The organism is Streptomyces sp. NPDC028289 (assembly GCF_055565975.1).
In genome coordinates, this window is sequence record NZ_JBVHTI010000003.1 from 313,220 (window position 1) to 338,259 (window position 25,040).

At 68.4% G+C, this 25,040-nt stretch carries 35 protein-coding genes; 32 read left to right on the top strand and 3 right to left on the bottom strand.

Features of this window, described 5'->3' with window-relative positions; all coding sequences use genetic code 11:
- Positions 1–7 precede the first annotated feature (7 nt).
- Together ACZ4UV_RS15585 and ACZ4UV_RS15590 are read right to left on the bottom strand one after the other, a co-directional pair.
- Positions 8–2,830: a poly(A) polymerase gene (locus tag ACZ4UV_RS15585; protein WP_467838349.1), complete on the bottom strand. Its 2,823-nt coding sequence runs from the start codon at positions 2,828–2,830 to the stop codon at positions 8–10.
- A gap of 3 nt (positions 2,831–2,833) precedes the next feature.
- The gene (locus ACZ4UV_RS15590; RefSeq protein ID WP_467838352.1) at positions 2,834–4,486 is read right to left on the bottom strand and encodes an RNA ligase family protein; all 1,653 of its coding nucleotides are present in this window, start codon (positions 4,484–4,486) and stop codon (positions 2,834–2,836) included.
- Between the two features lie 536 nt (positions 4,487–5,022).
- Here ACZ4UV_RS15590 and rpsJ point away from each other — a divergent pair.
- From rpsJ to truA, 32 genes are all read left to right on the top strand, one after another.
- Positions 5,023–5,331, top strand: coding sequence for a 30S ribosomal protein S10 (gene rpsJ, locus ACZ4UV_RS15595; RefSeq protein WP_003948644.1), 309 nt, complete (start codon positions 5,023–5,025; stop codon positions 5,329–5,331).
- Positions 5,332–5,347: 16 nt separating this feature from the next.
- Positions 5,348–5,992 carry a 50S ribosomal protein L3 gene (gene rplC, locus ACZ4UV_RS15600; protein WP_062706771.1) on the top strand — a complete coding sequence of 215 codons (645 nt, stop codon included), beginning with the start codon at positions 5,348–5,350 and terminating at the stop codon, positions 5,990–5,992.
- Positions 5,993–6,000: 8 nt separating this feature from the next.
- Entirely contained in the window at positions 6,001–6,657 is a 657-nt protein-coding gene (gene rplD / locus ACZ4UV_RS15605) for a 50S ribosomal protein L4 (RefSeq protein ID WP_390043438.1), read from the top strand.
- Positions 6,657–7,076, top strand: coding sequence for a 50S ribosomal protein L23 (gene rplW, locus ACZ4UV_RS15610; protein WP_390043439.1), 420 nt, complete (start codon positions 6,657–6,659; stop codon positions 7,074–7,076). Before rplD ends, rplW begins: the two co-directional genes overlap by 1 nt.
- 38 nt (positions 7,077–7,114) lie before the next feature.
- On the top strand, positions 7,115–7,951 hold the full coding sequence (gene rplB / locus ACZ4UV_RS15615; RefSeq protein WP_093499642.1) for a 50S ribosomal protein L2: 837 nt from the start codon (positions 7,115–7,117) through the stop codon (positions 7,949–7,951).
- 12 nt (positions 7,952–7,963) lie between these two features.
- Positions 7,964–8,245: a 30S ribosomal protein S19 gene (gene rpsS, locus ACZ4UV_RS15620; protein ID WP_023547380.1), complete on the top strand. Its 282-nt coding sequence runs from the start codon at positions 7,964–7,966 to the stop codon at positions 8,243–8,245.
- Positions 8,246–8,289: 44 nt separating this feature from the next.
- A complete protein-coding gene (rplV, locus tag ACZ4UV_RS15625) occupies positions 8,290–8,637 on the top strand; it encodes a 50S ribosomal protein L22 (RefSeq protein ID WP_003974262.1) in 348 nt (115 codons plus the stop codon).
- Positions 8,637–9,464 (top strand): 30S ribosomal protein S3, encoded by an 828-nt coding sequence (gene rpsC / locus ACZ4UV_RS15630; protein ID WP_093499641.1) that lies wholly within the window; start codon positions 8,637–8,639, stop codon positions 9,462–9,464. The genes rplV and rpsC overlap by 1 nt, the downstream gene beginning before the upstream one ends.
- Before the next feature lie 5 nt (positions 9,465–9,469).
- The gene (gene rplP, locus ACZ4UV_RS15635) at positions 9,470–9,889 is read left to right on the top strand and encodes a 50S ribosomal protein L16 (RefSeq protein WP_030788270.1); all 420 of its coding nucleotides are present in this window, start codon (positions 9,470–9,472) and stop codon (positions 9,887–9,889) included.
- Positions 9,889–10,113: a 50S ribosomal protein L29 gene (gene rpmC, locus ACZ4UV_RS15640; RefSeq protein WP_018564811.1), complete on the top strand. Its 225-nt coding sequence runs from the start codon at positions 9,889–9,891 to the stop codon at positions 10,111–10,113. The genes rplP and rpmC overlap by 1 nt, the downstream gene beginning before the upstream one ends.
- Positions 10,113–10,400, top strand: coding sequence for a 30S ribosomal protein S17 (gene rpsQ / locus ACZ4UV_RS15645; RefSeq protein ID WP_093499639.1), 288 nt, complete (start codon positions 10,113–10,115; stop codon positions 10,398–10,400). The genes rpmC and rpsQ overlap by 1 nt, the downstream gene beginning before the upstream one ends.
- A gap of 103 nt (positions 10,401–10,503) precedes the next feature.
- A complete protein-coding gene (gene rplN, locus ACZ4UV_RS15650) occupies positions 10,504–10,872 on the top strand; it encodes a 50S ribosomal protein L14 (protein WP_003998823.1) in 369 nt (122 codons plus the stop codon).
- Between the two features lie 2 nt (positions 10,873–10,874).
- On the top strand, positions 10,875–11,198 hold the full coding sequence (gene rplX, locus ACZ4UV_RS15655) for a 50S ribosomal protein L24 (RefSeq protein WP_053674523.1): 324 nt from the start codon (positions 10,875–10,877) through the stop codon (positions 11,196–11,198).
- Positions 11,198–11,755, top strand: coding sequence for a 50S ribosomal protein L5 (rplE, locus tag ACZ4UV_RS15660; protein WP_093499638.1), 558 nt, complete (start codon positions 11,198–11,200; stop codon positions 11,753–11,755). The genes rplX and rplE overlap by 1 nt, the downstream gene beginning before the upstream one ends.
- A 5-nt stretch (positions 11,756–11,760) precedes the next feature.
- The gene (locus ACZ4UV_RS15665; protein WP_003948630.1) at positions 11,761–11,946 is read left to right on the top strand and encodes a type Z 30S ribosomal protein S14; all 186 of its coding nucleotides are present in this window, start codon (positions 11,761–11,763) and stop codon (positions 11,944–11,946) included.
- A 213-nt stretch (positions 11,947–12,159) separates the two neighbouring features.
- On the top strand, positions 12,160–12,558 hold the full coding sequence (rpsH, locus tag ACZ4UV_RS15670; protein WP_030420829.1) for a 30S ribosomal protein S8: 399 nt from the start codon (positions 12,160–12,162) through the stop codon (positions 12,556–12,558).
- Between the two features lie 24 nt (positions 12,559–12,582).
- Positions 12,583–13,122 (top strand): 50S ribosomal protein L6, encoded by a 540-nt coding sequence (gene rplF / locus ACZ4UV_RS15675; protein WP_093499637.1) that lies wholly within the window; start codon positions 12,583–12,585, stop codon positions 13,120–13,122.
- A 3-nt stretch (positions 13,123–13,125) separates the two neighbouring features.
- Positions 13,126–13,509: a 50S ribosomal protein L18 gene (gene rplR / locus ACZ4UV_RS15680; RefSeq protein ID WP_030860987.1), complete on the top strand. Its 384-nt coding sequence runs from the start codon at positions 13,126–13,128 to the stop codon at positions 13,507–13,509.
- 36 nt (positions 13,510–13,545) lie between these two features.
- The gene (rpsE, locus tag ACZ4UV_RS15685) at positions 13,546–14,151 is read left to right on the top strand and encodes a 30S ribosomal protein S5 (RefSeq protein ID WP_019753099.1); all 606 of its coding nucleotides are present in this window, start codon (positions 13,546–13,548) and stop codon (positions 14,149–14,151) included.
- Between the two features lie 2 nt (positions 14,152–14,153).
- Entirely contained in the window at positions 14,154–14,336 is a 183-nt protein-coding gene (rpmD, locus tag ACZ4UV_RS15690; RefSeq protein ID WP_003974250.1) for a 50S ribosomal protein L30, read from the top strand.
- 2 nt (positions 14,337–14,338) lie between these two features.
- Positions 14,339–14,794: a 50S ribosomal protein L15 gene (rplO, locus tag ACZ4UV_RS15695; RefSeq protein ID WP_030745257.1), complete on the top strand. Its 456-nt coding sequence runs from the start codon at positions 14,339–14,341 to the stop codon at positions 14,792–14,794.
- 188 nt (positions 14,795–14,982) lie between these two features.
- Positions 14,983–16,299, top strand: coding sequence for a preprotein translocase subunit SecY (secY, locus tag ACZ4UV_RS15700; RefSeq protein ID WP_351487356.1), 1,317 nt, complete (start codon positions 14,983–14,985; stop codon positions 16,297–16,299).
- The gene (locus tag ACZ4UV_RS15705) at positions 16,299–16,964 is read left to right on the top strand and encodes an adenylate kinase (protein ID WP_351487359.1); all 666 of its coding nucleotides are present in this window, start codon (positions 16,299–16,301) and stop codon (positions 16,962–16,964) included. The genes secY and ACZ4UV_RS15705 overlap by 1 nt, the downstream gene beginning before the upstream one ends.
- A 121-nt stretch (positions 16,965–17,085) precedes the next feature.
- A complete protein-coding gene (gene map, locus ACZ4UV_RS15710) occupies positions 17,086–17,922 on the top strand; it encodes a type I methionyl aminopeptidase (protein WP_467839371.1) in 837 nt (278 codons plus the stop codon).
- A 153-nt stretch (positions 17,923–18,075) separates the two neighbouring features.
- Positions 18,076–18,462, top strand: coding sequence for a hypothetical protein (locus ACZ4UV_RS15715; protein WP_451023245.1), 387 nt, complete (start codon positions 18,076–18,078; stop codon positions 18,460–18,462).
- A gap of 244 nt (positions 18,463–18,706) precedes the next feature.
- Positions 18,707–18,928, top strand: coding sequence for a translation initiation factor IF-1 (gene infA / locus ACZ4UV_RS15720; protein WP_003948620.1), 222 nt, complete (start codon positions 18,707–18,709; stop codon positions 18,926–18,928).
- A 61-nt stretch (positions 18,929–18,989) separates the two neighbouring features.
- Entirely contained in the window at positions 18,990–19,103 is a 114-nt protein-coding gene (gene rpmJ / locus ACZ4UV_RS15725) for a 50S ribosomal protein L36 (protein WP_003998809.1), read from the top strand.
- 190 nt (positions 19,104–19,293) lie between these two features.
- Positions 19,294–19,674 carry a 30S ribosomal protein S13 gene (rpsM, locus tag ACZ4UV_RS15730; RefSeq protein ID WP_031167100.1) on the top strand — a complete coding sequence of 127 codons (381 nt, stop codon included), beginning with the start codon at positions 19,294–19,296 and terminating at the stop codon, positions 19,672–19,674.
- Positions 19,675–19,744: 70 nt separating this feature from the next.
- Entirely contained in the window at positions 19,745–20,149 is a 405-nt protein-coding gene (gene rpsK, locus ACZ4UV_RS15735; RefSeq protein WP_003956432.1) for a 30S ribosomal protein S11, read from the top strand.
- A gap of 142 nt (positions 20,150–20,291) precedes the next feature.
- Complete coding sequence (locus tag ACZ4UV_RS15740; RefSeq protein WP_003966937.1) at positions 20,292–21,314, top strand: DNA-directed RNA polymerase subunit alpha; 1,023 nt, start codon at positions 20,292–20,294, stop codon at positions 21,312–21,314.
- A gap of 207 nt (positions 21,315–21,521) precedes the next feature.
- Positions 21,522–22,019 (top strand): 50S ribosomal protein L17, encoded by a 498-nt coding sequence (gene rplQ, locus ACZ4UV_RS15745; RefSeq protein ID WP_467838371.1) that lies wholly within the window; start codon positions 21,522–21,524, stop codon positions 22,017–22,019.
- Between the two features lie 126 nt (positions 22,020–22,145).
- On the top strand, positions 22,146–22,991 hold the full coding sequence (gene truA / locus ACZ4UV_RS15750) for a tRNA pseudouridine(38-40) synthase TruA (protein WP_467838374.1): 846 nt from the start codon (positions 22,146–22,148) through the stop codon (positions 22,989–22,991).
- Positions 22,992–22,995: 4 nt separating this feature from the next.
- Here truA and ACZ4UV_RS15755 read toward each other — a convergent pair whose 3' ends face one another.
- Entirely contained in the window at positions 22,996–25,023 is a 2,028-nt protein-coding gene (locus tag ACZ4UV_RS15755) for an acyltransferase family protein (protein ID WP_467838377.1), read from the bottom strand.
- Between the last annotated feature and the right edge of the window lie 17 nt (positions 25,024–25,040).

Here is a 25,040-nt window from a genome sequence, read left to right on the forward strand (position 1 = left end):
CCGAGCGTCAGCGCAGGGTCGGTACCCCGCCCCCCTCGGCCCGCGTCAGTGTGACTCCGGTCAGACCGCGCAGTCGGCGCTCCGCGAGAGCCGCGAGCTGGCCGGCGCCCGGCGGGGCGGAGCCCAGACCGATGGCGTAGCGGACCGGGTTCGTGGTGAAGGGGCGGGGCCAGGCGTGGCAGTCGGGGACCGACGTGGAGAGGTCGCTGAGGAGGGCTCGCATCCTGCCCCGCACCCGGCCCTCGTCCGCGTCCCGGCCCACGGTCAGGACCGCCCAGGCCGCGTGGCGGCGGTGGAGCGGGGGCGGGGCGAGGAGTTCGGCCCGGGGACAGGGGTCCGCGGTTCCTTCCAGCAACTCCCAAGCGCGGAACAGCTCTTGGGCCACCAGGTCACGCATGCCCGCCGTCACCTGGTCGGTGCAGGGGCGTACGGGGGCGGAGGGGGTCGTGACGGTGAGGGGGAGGAGGGGCTGGGTCGGATCGGGTGTCCGGCCCACCGGTTCCCGCCAGTCCCAGGCCGCCCAGGTCGCGAAGAAGTGCCGTAGGAGATCGCCCGGCGCGAGGTCGCCGGCCTCGGCCGTGGTGCGGGCGGCCAGGACGGACCAGGCCAGGCCCGGCAGGCCTCCGAACGGCGCCGAGTCCAGGCCCCGGGCCTTCGCCCACGCCTTGACCTGCGTGGCCAGCCGGGCGAAGGCAGGCCCGCGCCCGCCCACCGAGGCCAGCACCGCGTCGGCGTCGCTCACCGCGCTGAGCGCGATCGCGGCCTCCTCGCCCAGCTCGGTCCGGCGTGAAACCGCCTCCGCGGGGTCCGTCGAACCTGTGGTGACCACGACCAGGTCCACGTCCAGCCCGTCGATCCGCAACCGCAGACCGGGTACGCGGGCCCCGACCACCTCGCGCACGTCCGTCGCCTCGGGGAGAGCCGCCGCCCACCGTGCCCTTATGGCGGGGAGCCCGACCGTGCCGGGCAGCACCGCCACCAGGTCCAGGTCCGCACCGGGCAGCGCGCAGCCCATCCGCCGGGAGCCGACGACGTGTACGACGGCCTCGGGGAACGCGTCCTCGATGCGGCGGGTGGTCTCCTCGGCCACCCGCGCCACCGTGTCCTCGTCCTCCGCCCCGCCCCGCGCGGCCTCCTGCGCCCACCGCACCTCGCCCGTCCCCAGCGTCACCGTGGCCCGCACCCGCATCGGCTCGTCCCCGCGCCGCGAGAGCAGTGTCAGCTCGCCGACCCTGACCGGCATCGGGGCGAGCCGGGCCGCGCAGGCGTCGGCCAGGGCGTTCGGGTCGGTGGTGCGGCCCAGGCTGAGGTGAGGGGTGAACCCCGGGTGGCGGCCGCCGCAGCGGGGGAAGTGGCGCAGGAGCGTGCGGTGCAGGTCGGCCCAGGGCTCCTCACCCGCGGCGGCGGGGTCGAGCCAGACGGTCGCGTCGTCCCGGTGGCCGAACCACTGCACCCCCTCCAGCCGGGCGTCGAAGGGAGCGGTCGCGGCCGTCGCGAGCACCGCCGCCGCCCGCTCGAAGGCGTGTTCCGGTACGAATCCGAAGAGCAGGTTCACATGCGGGGGCCAGCGGTGGATCTGCGGGTCGTGGTCCCGGCGGATCTCCTGGAGCGGGGCCCACAGCTCCTCGGGCGGGAGCCACGCCAGCGCCGTGCGGGGCGTCGGTCGTTCGGCAAGGGACTCCGGGGCGTCCGTCTCCCGAGCGCCCACCGCGAGCTCGGCCAGCACACCGTAGTGATCGGAGATGAACGTCCCCTCCGCCGACGGCACGTCACCGCACAGTTCGGCGCGCCGTACCCGCAGCCCCTCCCCACGCAGCAGCAGCCGGTCCAGCCGCGAGGCCCGGCCCGTCAGCGAGGAGATCGCGGCCAGCGGATTGCCGCCCGGGTCGAAGGTCGGGGTGGTGTCGTCGGCGCCGTGCACCTCGCTCCACGCGTCCCGCAGGCCCAGCGTCACCTGCGGTGTGGAGCCGCCGTCGTTGAAGTCGCCCATCAGGAGCAACTCGGCGTCTACGCCCGCCAGGCCCTCGGCGATGCGGGTGAGCTCCGCCGTGCGCCGGTCGGCGCCGTTCTCCGAGTGGTCGCTGCTCAGATGGGTCGCCGCGATGACCACGGGCCGCCCGGCCGCCTCCACGACGAGGGCGGTCACCGCCTTGTGCGGGCCCAGTTCGTGGTGCGCGGCCTCGATGACGGGGAGCCGGCTCAGGAGCAGCAGGCCGCACGTGTCGACGTCCCGCCCGCGCGGGTCCGTGCCCAGGGTCCAGCCCGCCCGCACCCACTCCTCGCCCAGCAGGAGGGCGAAAAGTTCGGCCTCGACCTCCTGCAACGCGATCACGTCCACGTCCGCTTCGCGCAGGGCCCGCGACAGGAGAGGTCTGCGCCTCGCGGTGTCGATGCGGTCGCCGTCGTACCGGTCCCAGAGCGTGTTCCAGGTCAGTACCCGCACACCCCCGGACGCCCGCACACCCCCGGACGCCCGCACACCCCCGGACGTGTCCCCCCGCCGCGAGGGCACGGCCCCCCAGTCCGCGCCGTCCCACGCGTACGGCGTACGTGCCGTGAAGAACGGCGCCCTGAGCAGCCGGGCCTCCCGGACCCGCCCTGCCTCCGTCGCGTCGATCCGGTCCGCCCCCGTGGCCCGGTCCCACACCACCTCGCCGTCGGCCTCGATGAACAGGACCCGGTGCCAGGGGATCTCGCCCCCGGGCACGAACGCGGGCAGCGGAACACGCTTGGGCGCGGCACCGCGCTGGAGGACGCCCAGCACGAAGCGCGCCGGGTCGAAACGCGCGTCCCAGCGCACCCGGTGGTAGATCTCCTCGCTCGTACGCACGCGTCAGACCTCTTCCTCGACGGTCCCGCCCGCCCCGATGTACCAGGTGCGATGGGCGTCGCCGGGGTACGGCGGGACGAACCGCCGCAGCTGGCCGGTGAGCACGTCGGGCGGCACCGGGTGCTCGCGGCGGGCGTTGCGCCGTACCAGCTCGTCCTCGTCGACCAGGACCACGGCGTGCGTGATCAGGGCGTCGTGGCGGTGGGCGATCCCGTGCACGAGCGAGCGCTGCTGCTTGGTGAGGGACGTGGCGTCCCACACCGCGGTCCCGCCGCCGGCCAGGGCCCGGTCCAGCCGGCCGAGCCCCTCGCGGAGGACCTCGCCGTTGGCCCGCTGGTCGGCGCGTGAGCCGCGCGCCTCGCGCAGGTCGTCCAGGGAGACGTACGCCTCCACGCCCGGGAGCCCCCGTGCGAAGGTGCTCTTGCCGCTGCCGGCCGGGCCGACCGTCTGGACCAGCTTCGGGAACGCGCCGGACCGCCACCGCCAGGTCGCGGCGACGGCCTCGTCGGCACTGCCGATCCGCCCCAGCGCGTACGCCTCCCGGGCTTCGGCCCGGCACCGGGCGGCCGCGTCGGCCGGCAGCCCGGCGAACGCCTCCCGCAGCCCGAGGCTCCGCACGTCCTCGGCGTGCAGCGCCGACCACTCCACCTGCTCGCGCGCCGCGTCCGTGCGCGCGGTGGCCCGGGCCACCGCATGCAGCAGACCCAGGTCGGCGGCGTACGACAGGCGTACCAGACCGGCCCGCCGGTCCTCGTCCGGATACGGCCGGTGCAGCGCCGGGTGCAGCCCCACGAGGTCGGCGACCCGGCGGGCGAGCGGTATGCCCGCCACCGTGGCGAGCCGCGCCGCCAGCCGCCCCCGCCGCACCCCGTGCAGCAGCGCGGCCAGGACGCCGGCCAGCAGGTCGTCCCCGGACCGCCCCGCCGGATCGAAGCGGCCGACGGCCCGTGCGTCGCCCTCGCCGGGCAGCCCCACGGCCTCCTCCAGCGCCCGCACGTCGACGGCCGCTCCCGACCGCACCGCCCACAGGGCCGCCCCGGCCCCGAGCCCGTTCTCGACGACGGCCGCGTGCATCCAGTGCGTGTCCGTCCGCACGTGTCCCGCCCGCACCCACTTGGCCACGCGGTCCCCGAACTCCCGCGCGTCGAACCCGTCCGCGACCCGGACGACGTAGCCCTCCTGACGCCCGGGATCCAGCCGCAGAGCGCGCAGCGCGCGCTCGTGGAACACGCCTCGCCACAGCACCCGGGGAACGGGAACGCCGAGCCCGCGCAGGAAGACCACCGTCCGGTCCCAGTCCAGGCAGCGTCCCTCCGCGTCCCAGACCGAGAAGCCGTAGAAGTAGCTCTCCAGGTCGTCGTACGCGATCGAGTGCCGGGCGAACATGTTCTCCCCGCACACCCGCCACCCGTCCGGGAGGGCGTGGCCGATCCGGGCCTGGAGTGCCTTGACCCAGGCGCGGGAGGGATGATGGGCCGAGTCCGGCGAACGGGCGTGCAGGCCGTCGGCGTAAAGGGTGGTGTTCTCGCCGTCGAGCTTCTCGGTCACGACGACCTCGCGGCCGCGCAGGCCGGACAGGTCGGTGACCCGGAGATCGTCGGAGGTCGCGCCGGGCGACCAGGGCAGATGCCGGGTCCGCGGATAGTGCGTGCGCATGGTGAACGTCCCCCGTGACAGCTGTCGTCCCTGTTCAGCGTAGGGGTGCGGGGTGGCGGCGGGCGAGCGGATTACGGTGCGGCCGGGACCGGCCGAGGCCCCCGGGAACGTCGCTGCGGAGGGTCCCGGTTTGACCTGCGTCACTCCGGGGGTATGCTCCCCGGCCCGATTGGCCAGCCCCCCGCCCTCTATGGCAGACTGTCCGAGTTGCTCGGTCGAGTGTTGATGCTGCGCGCCTCCCGCCGGGAGGACCGGAAGCGAGTCCCACAGTACTCGTCGTCCTAACTGCCACTACGGCAGCACTGGGGCGGACGTACGGGAATCTTTCGGGAAGTGCGGTGCGGCACCGGCCAGGCACCCGGTGGGCCTTCCGCCCCCGGCTTGCGGTTCCGGAAGGGCCGTGTGCATTCCCCGCAGGGATGTTCGAACAAGGGGCATCTGTGTCAGCGGGAGCGCGACACGCCCGACCGCGTGGGTCGGAGAAGAGAAGCAGTCACCGGGTTCCAGAGCGTGCAGAGAAGGACTACTGAGTAGCCATGGCGGGACAGAAGATCCGCATCCGGCTCAAGGCCTACGACCACGAGGTCATCGACTCCTCGGCGAAGAAGATCGTCGAGACGGTGACCCGCACTGGTGCGTCGGTCGCGGGCCCGGTGCCGCTGCCCACTGAGAAGAACGTGTACTGCGTCATCAAGTCGCCGCACAAGTACAAGGACTCGCGCGAGCACTTCGAGATGCGCACCCACAAGCGCCTGATCGACATCCTCGACCCGACCCCCAAGACCGTTGACTCTCTGATGCGACTCGACCTCCCGGCCGGTGTCGACATCGAGATCAAGCTCTGAGGCCGGTGATCTGAGAATGGCTAAGCAGATCAAGGGCATCCTGGGCGAGAAGCTCGGCATGACGCAGGTGTGGGACGAGAACAACCGTGTTGTTCCGGTCACCGTCGTCAAGGCCGGCCCCAACGTCGTCACCCAGGTCCGTACCAACGACGTCGACGGCTACGAGTCGGTCCAGATCGCCTTCGGCGAGATCGACCCGCGCAAGGTGAACAAGCCCCTCAAGGGCCACTTCGCCAAGGCCGACGTCACCCCCCGCCGTCACCTCGTCGAGATCCGTACGGCCGACGCCTCCGAGTACACCCTCGGTCAGGAAGTCACCGCCGAGGTCTTCGAGGCCGGCGTGAAGGTCGACGTCACCGGCAAGAGCAAGGGCAAGGGCTTCGCCGGTGTCATGAAGCGTCACAACTTCAAGGGCCTCGGCGCCGGTCACGGCACCCAGCGCAAGCACCGCTCGCCCGGTTCCATCGGTGGCTGCGCCACCCCGGGCCGCGTGTTCAAGGGCCTCCGCATGGCGGGTCGCATGGGCAACGAGCGTGTCACCACCCAGAACCTGACCGTCCACGCCGTTGACGCGGAGAAGGGTCTGCTGCTCATCAAGGGCGCGGTTCCCGGTCCGAACGGCGGCCTCGTCCTGGTCCGCACCGCGGCCAAGGGGGCCTGAGGTAACCGATGAGCACTGTTGACATCCTTTCGCCTGCCGGCGAGAAGACCGGTAGCGTCGAGCTCCCCGCGGAGATCTTCGGCGTGGAGAAGGTCAGCATCCCGCTGATCCACCAGGTCGTCGTCGCGCAGAACGCGGCCGCCCGCCAGGGCACGCACAAGACGAAGACCCGTGGCGAGGTCCGTGGTGGTGGCAAGAAGCCTTACCGCCAGAAGGGCACCGGCCGCGCCCGTCAGGGCTCGACCCGCGCGCCGCAGTTCGCCGGCGGTGGCGTCGTCCACGGCCCGCAGCCGCGTGACTACTCGCAGCGCACCCCCAAGAAGATGAAGGCTGCCGCTCTGCGTCACGCCCTCACCGACCGGGCGCGTCACAACCGCATCCACGTCGTCACCGGCGTGGTCGAGGGCGAGACCCCCAGCACCAAGGCCGCCAAGTCGCTGTTCGGCAAGATCTCGGAGCGCAAGAACCTGCTCCTGGTCGTCGACCGCGCCGACGAGGCCGCGTGGCTCTCCGCCCGCAACCTGCCCCAGGTCCACATCCTGGAGCCGGGCCAGCTGAACACGTACGACGTGATCGTCTCGGACGACGTGGTCTTCACCCAGGCCGCTCTCGAGTCCTTCGTCGCCGGCCCGAAGGCCAACGACACCGAAGGGACCGAGGTCTGATGGCTATCCGTCACCCGAGCATCGCCTCGAAGGCCGCCAAGGCGGCCAAGGCCGCGCGCGTCGCCAAGGCGCGCCGCCACGAGGCCGAGGGCAAGAACACCGTCGAGACGCCGCTCAGCAAGTCGTACACGGACCCCCGTGACGTGCTGCTGAAGCCGGTCGTCTCGGAGAAGAGCTACGCGCTCCTGGACGAGAACAAGTACACGTTCGTCGTCGCCCCGGGCGCCAACAAGACCCAGATCAAGCAGGCCGTCCAGGCGGTCTTCTCGGTCAAGGTCACCGGGGTCAACACCCTCAACCGCCAGGGCAAGCGCAAGCGCACCAAGACCGGTTTCGGTCAGCGCGCGGGCTCCAAGCGCGCGATCGTGACCCTCGCTGAGGGCGACCGTATCGACATCTTCGGCGGTCCGACCGCGTAAGCGGGTCGGATCGTCCGATATCGGACGAGGACTGAGAAATGGGAATCCGCAAGTACAAGCCGACTACGCCGGGCCGTCGTGGCGCCAGCGTCGCCGACTTCGTCGAGGTCACGCGGTCCACGCCGGAGAAGTCGCTGGTCCGCCCCCTGCACAGCAAGGGCGGCCGTAACAACGCCGGTCGTGTGACCGTTCGCCACCAGGGTGGCGGACACAAGCGCGCCTACCGAGTGATCGACTTCCGTCGTCACGACAAGGACGGCGTGCCGGCGAAGGTCGCGCACATCGAGTACGACCCCAACCGCACCGCGCGCATCGCGCTGCTGCACTACGCGGACGGCGAGAAGCGCTACATCCTCGCCCCGCGCAACCTGCAGCAGGGCGACACCGTGGAGAACGGTCCCGGGGCCGACATCAAGCCGGGCAACAACCTGGCCCTCCGCAACATCCCGGTCGGTACCACGGTCCACGCGATCGAGCTCCGTCCCGGTGGTGGCGCCAAGTTCGCCCGTTCCGCGGGTGCCTCGGTGCAGCTGCTCGCCCGTGAGGGCGCCATGGCGACCCTCCGTATGCCGTCCGGCGAGATCCGCATGGTGGACGCGCGCTGCCGCGCCACCGTCGGTGAGGTCGGCAACGCCGAGCAGTCGAACATCAACTGGGGCAAGGCCGGCCGCAAGCGGTGGCTGGGCGTCCGCCCGACCGTCCGTGGTGTCGTGATGAACCCGGTCGACCACCCGCACGGTGGTGGTGAGGGCCGGACCTCCGGTGGCCGTCACCCCGTGTCCCCGTGGGGCAAGAAGGAAGGCCGTACTCGTTCGCCCAAGAAGGCGTCGAACAAGTACATCGTCCGCCGCCGCAAGACGAACAAGAAGCGCTAAGGACGGGTTGAGATGCCTCGTAGCCTGAAGAAGGGGCCCTTCGTCGACGACCACCTGATCAAGAAGGTGGACGCCCAGAACGAAGCCGGCACCAAGAACGTCATCAAGACCTGGTCCCGTCGCTCCATGATCGTCCCGGCCATGCTGGGGCACACGCTCGCGGTGCACAACGGCAAGACCCACATCCCGGTGTTCGTCACCGAGTCGATGGTCGGCCACAAGCTCGGCGAGTTCTCGCCGACGCGCACCTTCCGGGGTCACGTCAAGGAAGACCGGAAGTCGAAGCGCCGCTAGTAGCGGATCGCATTCAGACACGTAAGTAACTGAGAGGGACAACCATGGAAGCCAGGGCCCAGGCGCGGTACATCCGCGTTACGCCCATGAAGGCCCGCCGCGTGGTGGACCTTATCCGTGGCATGGATGCCACGGAGGCTCAGGCTGTTCTGCGATTCGCTCCGCAGGCAGCCTCCGTGCCGGTCGGCAAGGTGCTCGACAGCGCCATCGCCAACGCCGCGCACAACTACGACCACACCGACGCCGACAGCCTCTTCATCTCCGAGGCCTACGTCGACGAGGGCCCGACCCTGAAGCGGTTCCGGCCGCGCGCCCAGGGCCGTGCCTACCGGATCCGCAAGCGGACCAGCCACATCACCGTGGTCGTCAGCAGCAAGGAAGGAACCCGGTAATGGGCCAGAAGGTTAACCCGCATGGGTTCCGGCTCGGTGTCACCACGGACTTCAAGTCCCGGTGGTACGCCGACAAGCTGTACAAGGACTACGTCAAGGAAGACGTCGCCATCCGTCGGATGATGACGTCCGGCATGGAGCGCGCCGGCATCTCCAAGGTCGAGATCGAGCGCACCCGTGACCGCGTCCGCGTGGACATCCACACCGCGCGTCCGGGCATCGTCATCGGCCGCCGTGGCGCCGAGGCCGACCGCATCCGCGGCGACCTCGAGAAGCTCACGGGCAAGCAGGTCCAGCTGAACATCCTCGAGGTCAAGAACCCCGAGACGGACGCTCAGCTGGTTGCCCAGGCCGTTGCCGAGCAGCTCTCCTCCCGCGTCTCCTTCCGCCGTGCCATGCGCAAGAGCATGCAGTCGGCGATGAAGGCCGGCGCCAAGGGCATCAAGATCCAGTGCGGCGGCCGCCTCGGCGGCGCCGAGATGTCCCGCTCGGAGTTCTACCGCGAGGGCCGCGTGCCCCTGCACACGCTCCGCGCGAACGTGGACTACGGCTTCTTCGAGGCCAAGACGACCTTCGGCCGTATCGGTGTGAAGGTCTGGATCTACAAGGGCGACGTCAAGAACATCGCCGAGGTCCGCGCCGAGAACGCCGCTGCCCGCGCCGGCAACCGCCCGGCCCGTGGTGGTGGCGCTGGTGACCGCCCGGCCCGTGGTGGCCGTGGTGGCGAGCGGCGCGGTCGCAAGCCGCAGCAGGCTCCCGCTGCCGAGGCCCCCCAGGCCGAGGCCGCCGCCGCTCCGGCTGCTGAGAGCACCGGAACGGAGGCCTGACCGACATGCTGATCCCCCGTAGGGTCAAGCACCGCAAGCAGCACCACCCGAAGCGTCGCGGTGAGGCCAAGGGCGGTACGACGGTCGCGTTCGGCGAGTACGGCATTCAGGCCCTCACGCCGGCGTACGTGACCAACCGCCAGATCGAGGCGGCCCGTATCGCGATGACCCGCCACATCAAGCGTGGCGGCAAGGTCTGGATCAACATCTACCCGGACCGCCCGCTCACGAAGAAGCCCGCCGAGACCCGCATGGGTTCCGGTAAGGGTTCTCCGGAGTGGTGGATCGCGAACGTGCACCCGGGCCGGGTCATGTTCGAGCTGTCCTACCCCAACGAGAAGATCGCCCGTGAGGCCCTGACTCGCGCAGCCCACAAGCTGCCGATGAAGTGCCGGATCGTCAAGCGCGAGGCAGGTGAAGCGTGATGTCGGCCGGTACCAAGGCGTCCGAGCTGCGCGAGCTGGGCAACGAGGAGCTTCTGGGCAAGCTCCGCGAGGCCAAGGAAGAGCTGTTCAACCTCCGCTTCCAGGCGGCCACGGGTCAGCTCGAGAACCACGGCCGTCTGAAGGCGGTCCGCAAGGACATCGCGCGGATCTACACCCTGATGCGCGAGCGTGAGCTGGGCATCGAAACGGTGGAGAACGCCTGATGAGCGAGAGCAATGTGACTGAGAAGACCGAGGCGCGCGACAGCTTCCGCAAGACCCGTGAGGGTCTCGTCGTCAGCGACAAGATGGACAAGACCGTCGTCGTCGCCGTCGAGGACCGCGTCAAGCACGCCCTGTACGGCAAGGTCATCCGCCGTACGAACAAGCTCAAGGCGCACGACGAGCAGAACGCCGCGGGCGTCGGCGACCGTGTCCTCCTCATGGAGACCCGGCCGCTGTCCGCGACGAAGCGCTGGCGCGTCGTCGAGATCCTCGAGAAGGCCAAGTAAGTCTCCTGCGGGGCATCCCTCGCAGGACAGTTCCGCCAGGCTCGGCAGGGGCCCTCGTCACTGAGGCCCCTGCCGGGAACCGGCAGACAAACAGGAGATAGACGTGATCCAGCAGGAGTCGCGACTGCGCGTCGCCGACAACACTGGTGCGAAGGAGATCCTTTGCATCCGTGTGCTCGGTGGCTCCGGTCGCCGCTACGCGGGCATCGGTGACGTCATCGTCGCCACCGTCAAGGACGCGATCCCCGGTGGCAACGTGAAGAAGGGTGACGTCGTCAAGGCGGTCATCGTTCGCACCGTCAAGGAGCGCCGCCGTCCGGACGGCTCGTACATCCGCTTCGACGAGAACGCCGCCGTCATTCTGAAGAACGACGGCGACCCTCGCGGCACCCGCATCTTCGGCCCGGTCGGCCGTGAGCTGCGCGAGAAGAAGTTCATGAAGATCATCTCGCTCGCGCCGGAGGTGCTGTAAGCATGAAGATCAAGAAGGGCGACCTGGTCCAGGTCATCACCGGTAAGGACAAGGGCAAGCAGGGCAAGGTCATTGCCGCTTACCCGCGCGACGAGCGTGTCCTGGTCGAGGGTGTCAACCGGGTCAAGAAGCACACCAAGGCCGGTCCGACCGCTCGCGGTTCGCAGGCCGGCGGCATCGTCACCACCGAGGCGCCGATCCACGTCTCCAACGTCCAGCTGGTCGTTGAGAAGGACGGCAACAAGGTCGTCACGCGTGTCGGTTACCGCTTCGACGACGAAGGCAACAAGATCCGCGTTGCCAAGCGGACGGGTGAGGACATCTGATGGCTACCACCACTGCTCCGCGTCTGAAGCTGAAGTACCGCGAGGAGATCGCGGGCAAGCTGCGTGACGAGTTCAAGTACGAGAACGTCATGCAGATCCCCGGCCTCGTCAAGATCGTGGTCAACATGGGTGTCGGCGACGCCGCCCGTGACTCGAAGCTGATCGAGGGCGCGATCCGCGACCTGACCACCATCACCGGTCAGAAGCCGGCCGTCACCAAGGCCCGCAAGTCCATCGCGCAGTTCAAGCTGCGTGAGGGTCAGCCGATCGGTGCCCACGTCACGCTCCGTGGCGACCGCATGTGGGAGTTCCTGGACCGCACCCTGTCGCTCGCGCTGCCGCGCATCCGCGACTTCCGTGGTCTGTCCCCCAAGCAGTTCGACGGCCGTGGCAACTACACCTTCGGTCTCACGGAGCAGGTCATGTTCCACGAGATCGACCAGGACAAGATCGACCGTACCCGGGGTATGGACATCACCGTGGTGACCACGGCGACCAACGACGCTGAGGGCCGCGCGCTCCTTCGTCACCTCGGCTTCCCGTTCAAGGAGGCGTGAGCGAGATGGCGAAGAAGGCTCTGATTGCCAAGGCCGCCCGCAAGCCCAAGTTCGGTGTGCGTGGCTACACGCGCTGCCAGCGCTGCGGCCGTCCGCACTCCGTGTACCGCAAGTTCGGCCTGTGCCGCGTGTGCCTTCGTGAGATGGCTCACCGTGGCGAGCTGCCGGGCGTGACCAAGAGCTCCTGGTAATCCCGACTTTTAGGGATTCCTGAAGCTCTCGGTAAGCAATGGGCGTGTCAGGCGTCCGCCCCTTCATGGCTTAGGCTTGGAGGGTTGGGCGCCTGACGGTCGCCTTTACGACTTACTACGCCGTAGGTCCACCGCACCGCACCCGCCTCGTCTCGGATCGAGGAGAGGGATGGGCACCTGGAAACCCCGGCGAGAGAGGCCGAAGGCCAATTCATGACCATGACTGATCCGATCGCAGACATGCTTACGCGTCTGCGGAACGCGAACTCGGCATACCACGACTCCGTGACGATGCCGGCGTCCAAGATCAAGTCTCACATCGCGGAGATCCTCCAGCAGGAGGGCTTCATCACGGGCTGGAAGGTCGAGGACGCCGAGGTCGGCAAGAACCTCGTCCTGGACCTGAAGTTCGGTCCCAACCGTGAGCGCTCCATCGCGGGCATCAAGCGCATCTCCAAGCCCGGTCTCCGGGTGTACGCGAAGTCCACCAACCTGCCGAAGGTGCTCGGCGGCCTGGGCGTGGCGATCATCTCCACGTCGCACGGGCTCCTCACCGACAAGCAGGCCGGCAAGAAGGGCGTAGGCGGAGAAGTCCTCGCCTACGTCTGGTAGCAGAAGGGAACGGAGGAAACAGCTATGTCGCGCATCGGCAAGCTCCCCATCGCGGTTCCCGCCGGCGTGGACGTCACCATCGACGGCCGCACGGTGAAGGTCAAGGGCCCCAAGGGCGAGCTGACCCACACCATCGTGGCTCCGATCGACATCGCCAAGGGCGAGGACGGCACTCTCGCGGTGACCCGCCCCAACGACGAGCGTCAGAGCAAGGCCCTGCACGGCCTGTCCCGCACGCTGGTGGCGAACATGATCACCGGCGTGACCCAGGGTTACGTGAAGAAGCTCGAAATCAGCGGTGTCGGTTACCGCGTGACCGCCAAGGGCTCGAACCTCGAGTTCGCGCTCGGTTACAGCCACCCGATCCTGGTCGAGGCCCCCGAGGGCATCACCTTCAAGGTCGAGGCTCCGACCCGTTTCTCGGTCGAGGGCATCGACAAGCAGAAGGTCGGCGAGGTCGCGGCCAACATCCGCAAGCTGCGCAAGCCCGACCCGTACAAGGCCAAGGGCGTCAAGTACGAGGGCGAAGTCATCCGCCGCAAGGTCGGAAAGGCGGGTAAGTAAGCCATGGCATACGGGCAGAAGATCCTCAAGGGCGACGCCTACAAGCGCGCCGCGATCAAGCGCCGTCACATCCGGATCCGCAAGCGGATCGCCGGTACGGCGGAGCGTCCCCGTCTGGTCGTGACCCGCTCCAACCGCCACATCGTGGCGCAGGTGATCGACGACCTGAAGGGCCACACCCTGGCCTCCGCGTCCACGCTGGACGCGTCGGTCCGTGGTGGCGAGGGCGACAAGTCCGCGCAGGCCAAGCAGGTCGGCGCCCTGGTCGCCGAGCGTGCCAAGGCCGCCGGTGTCGAGGCCGTGGTGTTCGACCGTGGTGGCAACCAGTACGCCGGGCGCATCGCCGCCCTGGCGGACGCCGCCCGCGAGGCCGGGCTCAAGTTCTGAGCCGCTTGTAGCTAGCGGAAAGAGAGAGGTAATCCAATGGCTGGACCCCAGCGCCGCGGCAGCGGTGCCGGTGGCGGCGAGCGGCGGGACCGGAAGGGCCGTGACGGCGGCGCTGCTGCCGCCGAGAAGACCGCGTACGTTGAGCGCGTCGTCGCGATCAACCGCGTCGCCAAGGTTGTGAAGGGTGGTCGTCGCTTCAGCTTCACCGCGCTGGTCGTGGTGGGCGACGGTGACGGCACCGTGGGTGTCGGTTACGGCAAGGCCAAGGAGGTGCCGGCCGCCATCGCCAAGGGCGTTGAGGAGGCCAAGAAGCACTTCTTCAAGGTCCCGCGTATCCAGGGCACCATCCCGCACCCGATCCAGGGTGAGAAGGCTGCCGGCGTCGTTCTCCTCAAGCCGGCCTCGCCGGGTACCGGTGTTATCGCCGGTGGTCCCGTGCGTGCCGTCCTGGAGTGCGCCGGTATCCACGACGTGCTGTCGAAGTCGCTCGGCTCCGACAACGCGATCAACATCGTGCACGCGACCGTGGAGGCCCTGAAGGGCCTGCAGCGTCCCGAGGAGATCGCGGCCCGCCGCGGTCTGCCCCTCGAGGACGTCGCCCCCGCGGCTCTGCTCCGTGCGCGTGCCGGGGCGGGTGCGTAATCATGGCGCAGCTCAAGATTACGCAGGTCAAGTCCTACATCGGCAGCAAGCAGAACCACCGTGACACCCTGCGCTCCCTTGGTCTCAAGGGCATCAACACGCAGGTCGTCAAGGAGGACCGCCCCGAGTTCCGCGGCATGGTGCACACCGTCCGCCACCTCGTGACGGTCGAGGAGGTCGACTGATCATGGCGGAGCAGAACCCGCTCAAGATCCACAACCTCCGTCCGGCCCCGGGCGCCAAGACCGCCAAGACCCGTGTCGGTCGTGGTGAGGCGTCGAAGGGTAAGACGGCTGGTCGTGGTACCAAGGGTACGAAGGCCCGTTACCAGGTTCCGGAGCGCTTCGAGGGTGGCCAGATGCCGCTCCACATGCGCCTCCCGAAGCTGAAGGGCTTCAAGAACCCGTTCAAGACCGAGTACCAGGTCGTGAACCTCGACAAGCTGGCCGCGCTGTACCCGGAGGGTGGCGAGGTCACCGTCGAGGGTCTCGTCGCCAAGGGTGCCGTTCGCAAGAACAGCCTCGTCAAGGTCCTCGGCCAGGGTGAGGTCTCCGTGGCGCTGCAGGTGACGGTCGACGCCGTCTCCGGCTCCGCCAAGGAGAAGATCACCGCCGCCGGCGGCACCGTCACCGAGCTCGTCTGATCGTTTCGGACGTCTCGATGACGTAAGCATTTCCCGACCGGGGATACCTCACAATGGGGTATCCCCGGTTGGTCGTTCCTCGGGGGGCAGTACGGCCGGTAAGGTGGCCAGCACTGTTCTTTTTCCCATTCGTCGAACCTCAAGACCGTCACCCTTGACGCACTTGCGCGGGGGTCGCAGGAGGCACCGTGCTCACCGCGTTCGCCCGGGCGTTCAGGACGCCCGACCTGCGCAAGAAGCTGCTCTTCACGCTGGGCATCATCGTGGTCTACCGGGTCGGTACGCACATCCCGATCCCGGGTGTGAACTACACGTCTGTGCAGCAGTGCGTGAAGGAGGCCTCGGGCAACCAGGGTCTCTTCGGCATGATCAACATGTTCAGCGGCGGCGCGCTGCTGCAGATCACGATCTTCGCGCTGGGCATCATGCCGTACATCACGGCCAGCATCATCCTTCAGCTGCTGACCGTGGTCATCCCGCGCCTGGAGGCCCTGAAGAAGGAGGGCCAGGCCGGTACGACGAAGATCACGCAGTACACCCGGTACCTGACGGTGGCCCTCGCCATCCTCCAGGGCACCGGTCTGGTCGCCACCGCGCGCAGCGGCGCGCTCTTCAACGGCTGCTCGGTCGCGTCGAGCATCGTCCCGGACCAGTCGATCTTCACGACGATCACGATGGTCGTCTGCATGACCGCCGGTACGGCCGTCGTGATGTGGCTCGGCGAGCTCATCACCGACCGCGGCATCGGCAACGGCATGTCGATCCTGATGTTCATCTCGATCGCCGCGACCTTCCCGTCCGCGCTGTGGGCCATCAAGAAGCAGGGCACCCTGGCCGACGGCTGGATCGAGTTCGGCTCGGTCATCGCGATCGGCCTGGTCATGGTCGGGCTCGTCGTCTTCGTCGAGCAGGCGCAGCGCCGCATCCCGGTGCAGTACGCGAAGCGCATGATCGGCCGTCGTTCCTACGGTGGTACGTCCACGTACATCCCGCTCAAGGTGAACCAGGCGGGTGTGATTCCCGTCATCTTCGCCTCGTCGCTGCTGTACATCCCGGCCCTCGTGGCGCAGTTCGCGGGCGGCAGCTCGGGCTGGAAGAGCTGGATCGAGCAGAACCTGACCAAGCAGGGGGACAGCCCCACGTACATCACCCTGTACTTCCTGCTCATTGTTTTCTTCGCGTTCTTCTACGTGGCGATCTCCTTCAACCCCGAGGAAGTCGCCGACAACATGAAGAAGTATGGTGGCTTCATCCCGGGCATCCGGGCTGGCCGACCGACCGCTGAGTACCTGTCGTACGTGCTCAACCGGATCACCTGGCCGGGTTCGCTGTATTTGGGACTGATCGCTCTCGTACCGACAGTGGCGTTGGTGGGCTTCGGGGCGAGCCAGAACTTCCCGTTCGGCGGGACCAGCATCCTCATCATCGTGGGTGTCGGTCTCGAGACGGTGAAGCAGATCGAGAGCCAGCTCCAGCAGCGCAATTACGAAGGGTTCCTCCGCTGATGCGTATCGTCCTCGTCGGGCCGCCGGGTGCCGGTAAGGGAACGCAGGCCGTCCGCCTCGCCGAGATGCTGGCCATTCCGCACATCTCCACGGGCGACTTGTTCCGCGCCAACATCAGTAAGCAGACCGAGCTCGGCAAACTCGCCAAGTCCTACATGGACGCCGGTGACCTCGTACCCGACGAGGTCACCATCGCGATGGCCAAGGACCGCATGGAGCAGCCGGACGCGGAGAACGGCTTCCTGCTGGACGGCTTCCCGCGCAACGTCTCGCAGGCCGAGGCGCTGGACCGGCTGCTGAGCGACGAGGGCATCGTGCTGGACGCCGTCCTGGACCTGGAGGTCCCGGAGGCGGAGGTCGTCAAGCGGATCGCCGGCCGGCGCGTCTGCCGCAACGACTCCTCGCACGTCTTCCACGTGACGTACAGCCCGCCGAAGCAGGAAGGCGTGTGCGACATCTGCGGCGGCGAGCTGTACCAGCGCGACGACGACTCCGAGGACACCGTCCGCACCCGGCTCGAGGTCTACCACACGCAGACCGAGCCGATCATCGACTACTACAAGGCGCAGGGGCTGGTCGTGACGATCTCCGCCCTGGGCCCGGTGGACGAGATCACGCAGCGGGCGCTGGAGGCGCTGAAGCGCGAGAAGGCCGAGAACAACTAGATCGCGGTTCTTCCGGCCGCGGCGCCCTTCCCCGGACCTCGTCCGGGGCCCCGGGGTGCCGCGGCCGTAGTGTTGTACAGGTAACCCAGTCCACGTGAGTGACGGAGAGCGCAGGCCGCCCATGGTGCAGATCAAGACCCCCGAGCAGATCGCCAGGATGCGTGCGGCGGGGCTGGTCGTGGCCGCGATCCACGCGGCGACCCGCGAGGCCGCGGTTCCCGGCGCCACCACCAGGGACCTGGACGAGGTTGCCCGCAAGGTGCTCGCCGAGCACGGCGCGAAGCCGAACTTCCTCGGGTACGGCGGCTTCCCCGCGACGATCTGCACCTCGGTCAACGAGGTCGTGGTCCACGGCATCCCCTCCGACGACGTCGTCCTGAAGGACGGCGACATCATCTCCGTCGACGCGGGCGCGATCGTCGACGGCTGGCACGGTGACGCCGCCTACACCGCCTTCGTGGGCTCGGGTCACGCCCCTGAGCTGATCGAGCTCTCCCGGGTGACCGAGGAGTCGATGTGGGCCGGCATCGCGGCCGTCAGGCAGGGCAACCGCCTGGTCGACGTCTCCCGGGCCATCGAGACCTACATCCGCCGGCAGCCCAAGCCCGGCGGTGGCCGCTACGGCATCATCGAGGACTACGGCGGCCACGGCATCGGCACCGAGATGCACATGGACCCGCACCTGCTGAACTACGTCGACCGCCGCCGCGGCAAGGGGCCCAAGCTGGTCACCGGCTTCTGCCTCGCGATCGAGCCCATGGTCTCCCTCGGCACGCCCAGGACCGAGGTCCTGGAGGACGACTGGACGGTCATCACGACGGACGGCACCTGGTCCTCGCACTGGGAGCACTCCGTCGCCCTCACGGAGGAGGGCCCGTTGGTGCTGACGGCTCCCGACGGGGGCCGGGCGAAGCTGGCGGAGCACGGGGTCACGGCGGCGCCCGACCCGCTGGGCTGAAGATCGCAAAGAGAGCACAAAGCCCCCTGAGAATCGATCCTGTGTTCTACCTATGAGGATATGATCATGGGCGACCGGCAGGGGGCGGTCGCGTGGTGCTGTCTGCCTCGCTGTGCCTGCTTCCCTGTCATGCACATGATGAAAGGGAAAACGGTGGGTTCCACTCTGAAGCGAACGGTCGGCATCCTCGCGGGGGCGGCCGCTCTGGCCATCACGACCGGCACCGCGCCCGCGTTCGCGTCCGCGGCCGGGTGCCACGGCGGCGCCTGTGTCCGGGTCGACGGCTCCGGCCTCAAGGTCAACTGGATCCAGGCCTACTCGGGCGACGAGACCTTCCACGGCAAGTTCAAGATCTACGCCGAGAAGATGGGGTACGTGAAGTACTCGCCGCTGACGACGTACTACAACAACGGCAACCACTTCACGTACTACCGGGTTCCGATCAACGCGAACTGGAAGGACGGCACCGACATCTGCGTGCAGGCGCTCCTGGACGGCACGCACGACGACGGCACCGCCTGCGAGACCGTCGAGAAGTAGGCGTCGGGAAGCAAGCAGCCAGAAGTAGGCAGTAGTGAGCGGCCGGGGGAACGGCCGCTCGCCCCGCCCCGTCCGTCGCGCATAACGCGCCGACGGGCGGGGCATTGTCATGGGCAGGTGCGGACTGCGAGTGAGTTCGTCTTTTTCTGGGCGCTGACGTAGACTGACTCGTCGGCTCTCGTGCACCCGCATGTCCGCATGCCCCTCGTGAGTCGATCAAGGTAGTCGATTCGAAGGGCGAAGCGTGGCCAAGAAGCAAGGTGCCATCGAGATCGAGGGCACTGTCGTCGAGTCTCTTCCGAACGCCATGTTCAAGGTCGAGCTCCAGAACGGCCACCAGGTCCTGGCACACATCAGCGGCAAGATGCGTATGCACTACATCCGCATCCTCCCTGACGACCGGGTCGTGGTGGAGCTGTCTCCGTACGACCTGACGCGTGGCCGGATCGTCTACCGATACAAGTAGATCTTGCCCACGTCCCGCGTGAGCGGGGCCGCCGGCAACTGACCCGGAGAACCTCAATCCCATGAAGGTCAAGCCGAGCGTCAAGAAGATCTGCGACAAGTGCAGGGTGATCCGCCGTCACGGTCGGGTCATGGTCATCTGCGAGAACCCGCGCCACAAGCAGCGCCAGGGCTGACGCACGACCGATCCCTCTGCATCCATCGCAGAGATTCGCGCGACGCAAGCTGAACATGTTCATACGCAGAATCCAGGTGCCACGGCGCCTGACACCCCCGGTTCGGAGGCCGGGGACCCAGTACGTACCTGATACGGCGGCTGGGAACCGGTTCTGCGGAAGACCTCCGAAGATCACCAGGAGCCATTGAATGGCACGCGTTTCCGGTGTTGACATCCCGCGCGAAAAGCGCGTGGAGGTCGCGCTCACCTACGTGTTCGGCATCGGCCGGACACTCTCGCAGCAGACGCTGGCCGAGACCGGCATCGACCCGAACACCCGCGTTCGCGACCTGACCGAAGAGCAGCTGGTCGCCATCCGCGAGTACGTCGACAACAACATCAAGACCGAGGGTGACCTCCGTCGCGAGATCCAGGCCGACATCCGCCGCAAGGTCGAGATCGGCTGCTACCAGGGTCTGCGTCACCGTCGCGGTCTGCCCGTCCGCGGTCAGCGCACCAGCACCAACGCCCGCACCCGCAAGGGTCCGCGTCGCGCCATCGCCGGCAAGAAGAAGCCGGGCAAGAAGTAGTCCGCAGCGGACAACGCTTCATCAGCGGTCTTCGCTGTAGGACCGACCACCTCCCCGTAGGAGTTACTAGATGCCCCCCAAGGGTCGTCAGGGCGCTGCCAAGAAGGTGCGCCGCAAGGAAAAGAAGAACGTCGCTCACGGCCACGCGCACATCAAGAGCACGTTCAACAACACGATCGTCTCCATCACGGACCCGTCCGGCAACGTGATCTCCTGGGCCTCCGCCGGCCACGTCGGCTTCAAGGGCTCCCGGAAGTCCACGCCGTTCGCCGCGCAGATGGCCGCCGAGTCGGCTGCCCGCCGCGCCCAGGAGCACGGCATGCGCAAGGTCGACGTGTTCGTGAAGGGCCCGGGTTCCGGTCGCGAGACCGCGATCCGCTCCCTGCAGGCCACGGGCCTCGAGGTCGGCTCCATCCAGGACGTCACCCCGACCCCGCACAACGGCTGCCGTCCGCCGAAGCGCCGTCGCGTCTGACGTCGCTCCGCAGGGCTGCTCGGGCGGTACGGCTCCGTAAGGGTCGTGCCGCCCGTACCCTTGCAGTACCCGCACTCTCACGGGCGCGGTTCCGTCGGGCGTCAAATAGCGGGCGTCCACGAAAGAAGGATCTGATCCGAACATGCTGATTGCTCAGCGTCCCTCGTTGACCGAAGAGGTCGTCGACGAGTTCCGGTCCCGGTTCGTGATCGAGCCGCTGGAGCCGGGCTTCGGCTACACCCTCGGCAACTCCCTCCGTCGTACCCTCCTCTCGTCGATCCCCGGCGCTGCTGTCACCAGCATCCGGATCGACGGCGTGCTGCACGAGTTCACCACCGTGCCGGGCGTCAAGGAGGACGTCACCGACCTGATCCTCAACATCAAGCAGCTGGTCGTCTCCTCGGAGCACGACGAGCCCGTGGTGATGTACCTGCGCAAGCAGGGTCCGGGTCTGGTCACCGCCGCCGACATCGCGCCTCCGGCCGGTGTCGAGGTGCACAACCCCGATCTGGTCCTGGCCACGCTGAACGGCAAGGGCAAGCTGGAGATGGAGCTGACGGTCGAGCGTGGCCGCGGTTACGTCTCGGCCGTGCAGAACAAGCAGGTGGGTCAGGAGATCGGCCGTATCCCGGTCGACTCCATCTACTCGCCGGTGCTGAAGGTCACGTACAAGGTCGAGGCGACCCGTGTCGAGCAGCGCACCGACTTCGACAAGCTGATCGTCGACGTCGAGACGAAGCAGGCGATGCGGCCGCGTGACGCCATGGCCTCCGCGGGCAAGACCCTGGTCGAGCTGTTCGGTCTCGCCCGCGAGCTGAACATCGACGCCGAGGGCATCGACATGGGCCCGTCCCCGACGGACGCCGCCCTCGCCGCCGATCTGGCGCTGCCGATCGAGGAGCTGGAGCTCACGGTCCGCTCCTACAACTGCCTCAAGCGCGAGGGCATCCACTCCGTGGGTGAGCTCGTGGCGCGTTCCGAGGCCGACCTCCTGGACATCCGCAACTTCGGTGCGAAGTCCATCGACGAGGTCAAGGCGAAGCTGGCCGGCATGGGCCTGGCCCTGAAGGACAGCCCGCCCGGATTCGACCCCACCGCTGCGGCGGACGCGTTCGGCGCGGACGACGACGCGGATGCGGGCTTCGTGGAGACCGAGCAGTACTAAGAGCTCGGGCCTTCCGGTCCGTACTCGGGTGCGGGTGCGCTGTGGCTTGTCGCGCAGTTCCTCCCCCAGCCTTCGGCCGGGGGTACCCCCAGCGCCCCTTCCGGGGCGCCCCTTCGGGGACGCCCCGGATCTCCGACAGACAACCGTCTGCTCGGATACTGACCCCGGTACCTGACACGGCCGGGGCAGACACACAGGAGAAGAACCATGCCGAAGCCCACCAAGGGTGCCCGTCTGGGCGGCAGCGCCGCGCACGAGAAGCTGCTCCTCGCGAACCTCGCGAAGTCGCTCTTCGAGCACGGCCGTATCACCACCACCGAGGCGAAGGCCCGCCGCCTGCGCCCGTACGCCGAGCGTCTGGTCACCAAGGCGAAGAAGGGCGACCTTCACAACCGCCGTCAGGTGCTCCAGGTCATCACGGACAAGAGCATCGTGCACACGCTCTTCACCGAGATCGGCCCGCGGTACGAGAACCGCCCGGGTGGCTACACCCGTATCACCAAGATCGGTAACCGTCGTGGCGACAACGCGCCCATGGCTGTCATCGAGCTGGTGGAGGCGCTGACCGTCGCCCAGCAGGCGACCGGTGAGGCCGAGGCCGCGACGAAGCGCGCGGTCAAGGAGGCCGAGGAGACCAAGGTCGAGGAGACCAAGGTCGACGAGGCTCCGGCCGACGAGGCTGCCGAGGAGTCCAAGGAGGCGTAAGCGTCCTTTGGCTGCGGCGCCGTCGTGGTTGCTCGCGCAGTTCCCAGCGCCCCTTGAGGGGCGCGTCAGTGGGCCCGTTCCTTTCGAGGGGCGGGCCCGCTTTTCTTGCCCTGAGAGGATTCTCCTGTGAGTGACGACGTTCAGCCCGGCCATGTGCGCATCCGTCTCGACCTGTCCTACGACGGCACCCACTTCCACGGCTGGGCCAAGCAGGCCGGCGGGAAGCGGACCGTGCAGGGGGAGATCGAGGATGCGCTGCGGGTCGTCACGCGGTCGCAGGACACGGTGTACGAGCTGACCGTGGCCGGGCGCACGGATGCCGGGGTGCACGCGCGGGGGCAGGTGGCGCATGTCGATCTGCCGGCCGGGGTGTGGGAGGAGCAGCGGGAGAAGCTGCTGAAGCGGCTCGCGGGGCGGCTGCCGAAGGACGTGCGGGTGTGGTCCGTCGGCGAGGCGCCGGCCGGGTTCAACGCGCGGTTCGCGGCGCTGTGGCGGCGGTACGTGTACCGGGTCGGGGACCGGCCGGGAGGCGTGGACCCGCTGCTGCGCAACCACGTGCTGTGGCACGACTGGGAGCTGGATGTGGCGGTCATGGACGCCGCCGCGAAGTCACTCGTCGGGGAGCACGACTTCGCCGCCTACGCGAAGAAGCGTGAAGGGGCGACGACGATCCGGGAGATCCTCGGCTTCGGCGTGAGCCGACGCGGCGACGGGGTCGTCGAGATCGAGGTCCGGGCCGACGCCTTCTGCCACAACCAGGTGCGGTCGATGGTCGGCGCGCTGTTGTTCGTGGGGGACGGGCACCGGGGCGTGGAGTGGCCGCGGAAGGTGCTGGACGCGGGGGTGCGGGACAGCGCCGTGCACGTCGTACGGCCGCACGGGCTGACCCTGGAGGAGGTCGCGTACCCGGCGGCCGACCAGCTGCTGGAGAGGCAGCGGCAGGCACGCCGGGTACGGGTGCGGACGGTCTGAGGGGTCAGCCGGCCAGGGCCTTCTTCACTGTCGGCTTGAGGAAGGGCGCCAGGGACTTGGCGTAGCTGCCCGTCATGTGGCTGTTGTCGAAGTAGACGATCTGGTCGGCGATCACGGTCGGGCAGACGTTGTCGGCGCAGAACGCGGGCAGTGAGTCGATGACCGTGGCGCCGTGGCGTTCCGCCACCTTCTGCTCGATGACACGGAAGTCGGCGTATTCGACCGCCGTCTTCTCGTCGGGACTGCAGGCGGTGACGTCGTGGATGTGGGTGGCGAGGCAGTCCGGGACGTTCCGGCCGGGCTGCGGGGTGTCGGTGATGTAGATGAGCTTGGCGCCGGAGGCCTCGAACTTCTTGAACGCCTTCTCAGCGCCGGCCTCGGTCACCTCGCGGCGGATGCGGCTGGTGACGACGATGACGTCCGGCTTGAGGTCCTCGATGCTCTGGAACGCCGACTCCCGCCAGCTGTCGCACTCGGAGTACTCACGGTTCAGCTCGGGGTTCTTGATCGCGTAGACCTCGGGGGAGCAGCCACCCTTCGCCATGGTCACGACCTTCACGTGCAGCGACTGCCCGAGCTCGTTGAACGCGTCACCCCACTGCCAGGCGTGCGAGTCGCCGATCACGACGAGCGTGCGCTTCCCCGTCTTGTCGCCGATGACGCAGTTGTCGCGCATGACGAACTTCTCGACGTCCGTGTTGTCGATGCAGCCGTAGTGGGTCGCGTCCTTGGGAGCCGTCGCCAGCGCGTTCAGTGCGGTCCCCGACAGTTCGCTCTGGGTCACGGCTTTCTGCACCGACGCCTCGCCGGCGTACCCGGTGGCGCCCCCGTTCACGGCGGCGGCCGAGGTGGCGAGGTTGAGAGGGATGAACAGGGCGCATGCCGTGGCCGCGGCGGCGCTCGCGGTCGCCGTGCCGCCGGCGAAGATGCCCTTCCAGGGGGTCGCCACCAGCTGCGGGTTGTTCCGGAACCGGGCCTCGACGGCGTAGTACATGAAGACGGCCAGGATGAAGGACAGCGAGAGCACCCGGAAGCGGTCCGAGTAGGTGATGTCCCGTCCCACGACGTCGGGCCACAGGACCAGGATCGGCCAGTGCCAGAGGTACCAGCCGTAGCTCACGTTGCCGACGTAGTTGGTCACCGGGTTGTGCAGGATCCGCTCCACACCGAGGCGGGGATTGGCGCAGCCACCGGCGATGATCATGCAGGCGCCCAGCACGGGGCCGGCCACCGCGTAGCCCGGCAGCGGGGTCTCCTTGGTGATGACGAGCGCGGTGCCGATGGTGGTCACCAGGCCCAGCCAGGAGATCACCGCCGCCAGCCCCTGGTTCATGCGGGAGAGCAGCGGTGCGCCGAGGGCCAGCAGGATGCCGGAGGCGAGCTCCCAGATACGGGTCTGGGTGCCGAAGTAGGCGAGGGGCTGGTTCTCGGCGGTCTGCTTGACCGAGAGGTACAGCGACCCGCCGATCGCAGCCACCAGGAACAGCCCCACCAGGGCGCGGTTGCGGAAGATCTTGCGGGACAGCCAGGCCGTGACGACCAGGACGATCGGAGCGGCCACATAGAACTGCTCCTCGATGCCCAGCGACCAGAAGTGCTGGTAGGGGGACTGCGTCCCGTCGTTCGCGAAGTAGTCCGTGCCCGTCTCGACGAGGCGCCAGTTCATGAAGCTGAGCGCTGCGCTGAGACCGTCCTTCATGGTCTCGCGGAACCTGAGCGGGCTGGCGTACAGCCAGGCCACGACCGCCGTGGTGATGACCACGACGGCCATGCCCGGGGCGAGCCGCCGCATCCGGCGCGCCCAGAACTTGCTCAGCGACACCTTGCCGGTCTTGTCGATCTCGGCGAGGAGCTGGCTGCCGATGAGGAAGCCGCTCAGCACGAAGCTGACGTCCACGCCGCCGTGGATGTCGAGCAGACCGACGTGCATCGTGACCACCATCATGATGGCTACGGCACGCAGGCCCTGGATGTCCGGCCGGTACTTGCGCAGGCGTTCCGCCTGCGTGGCCGGTGAGCGATGGCTGGTCAACGGTTCTCCAGTAACTG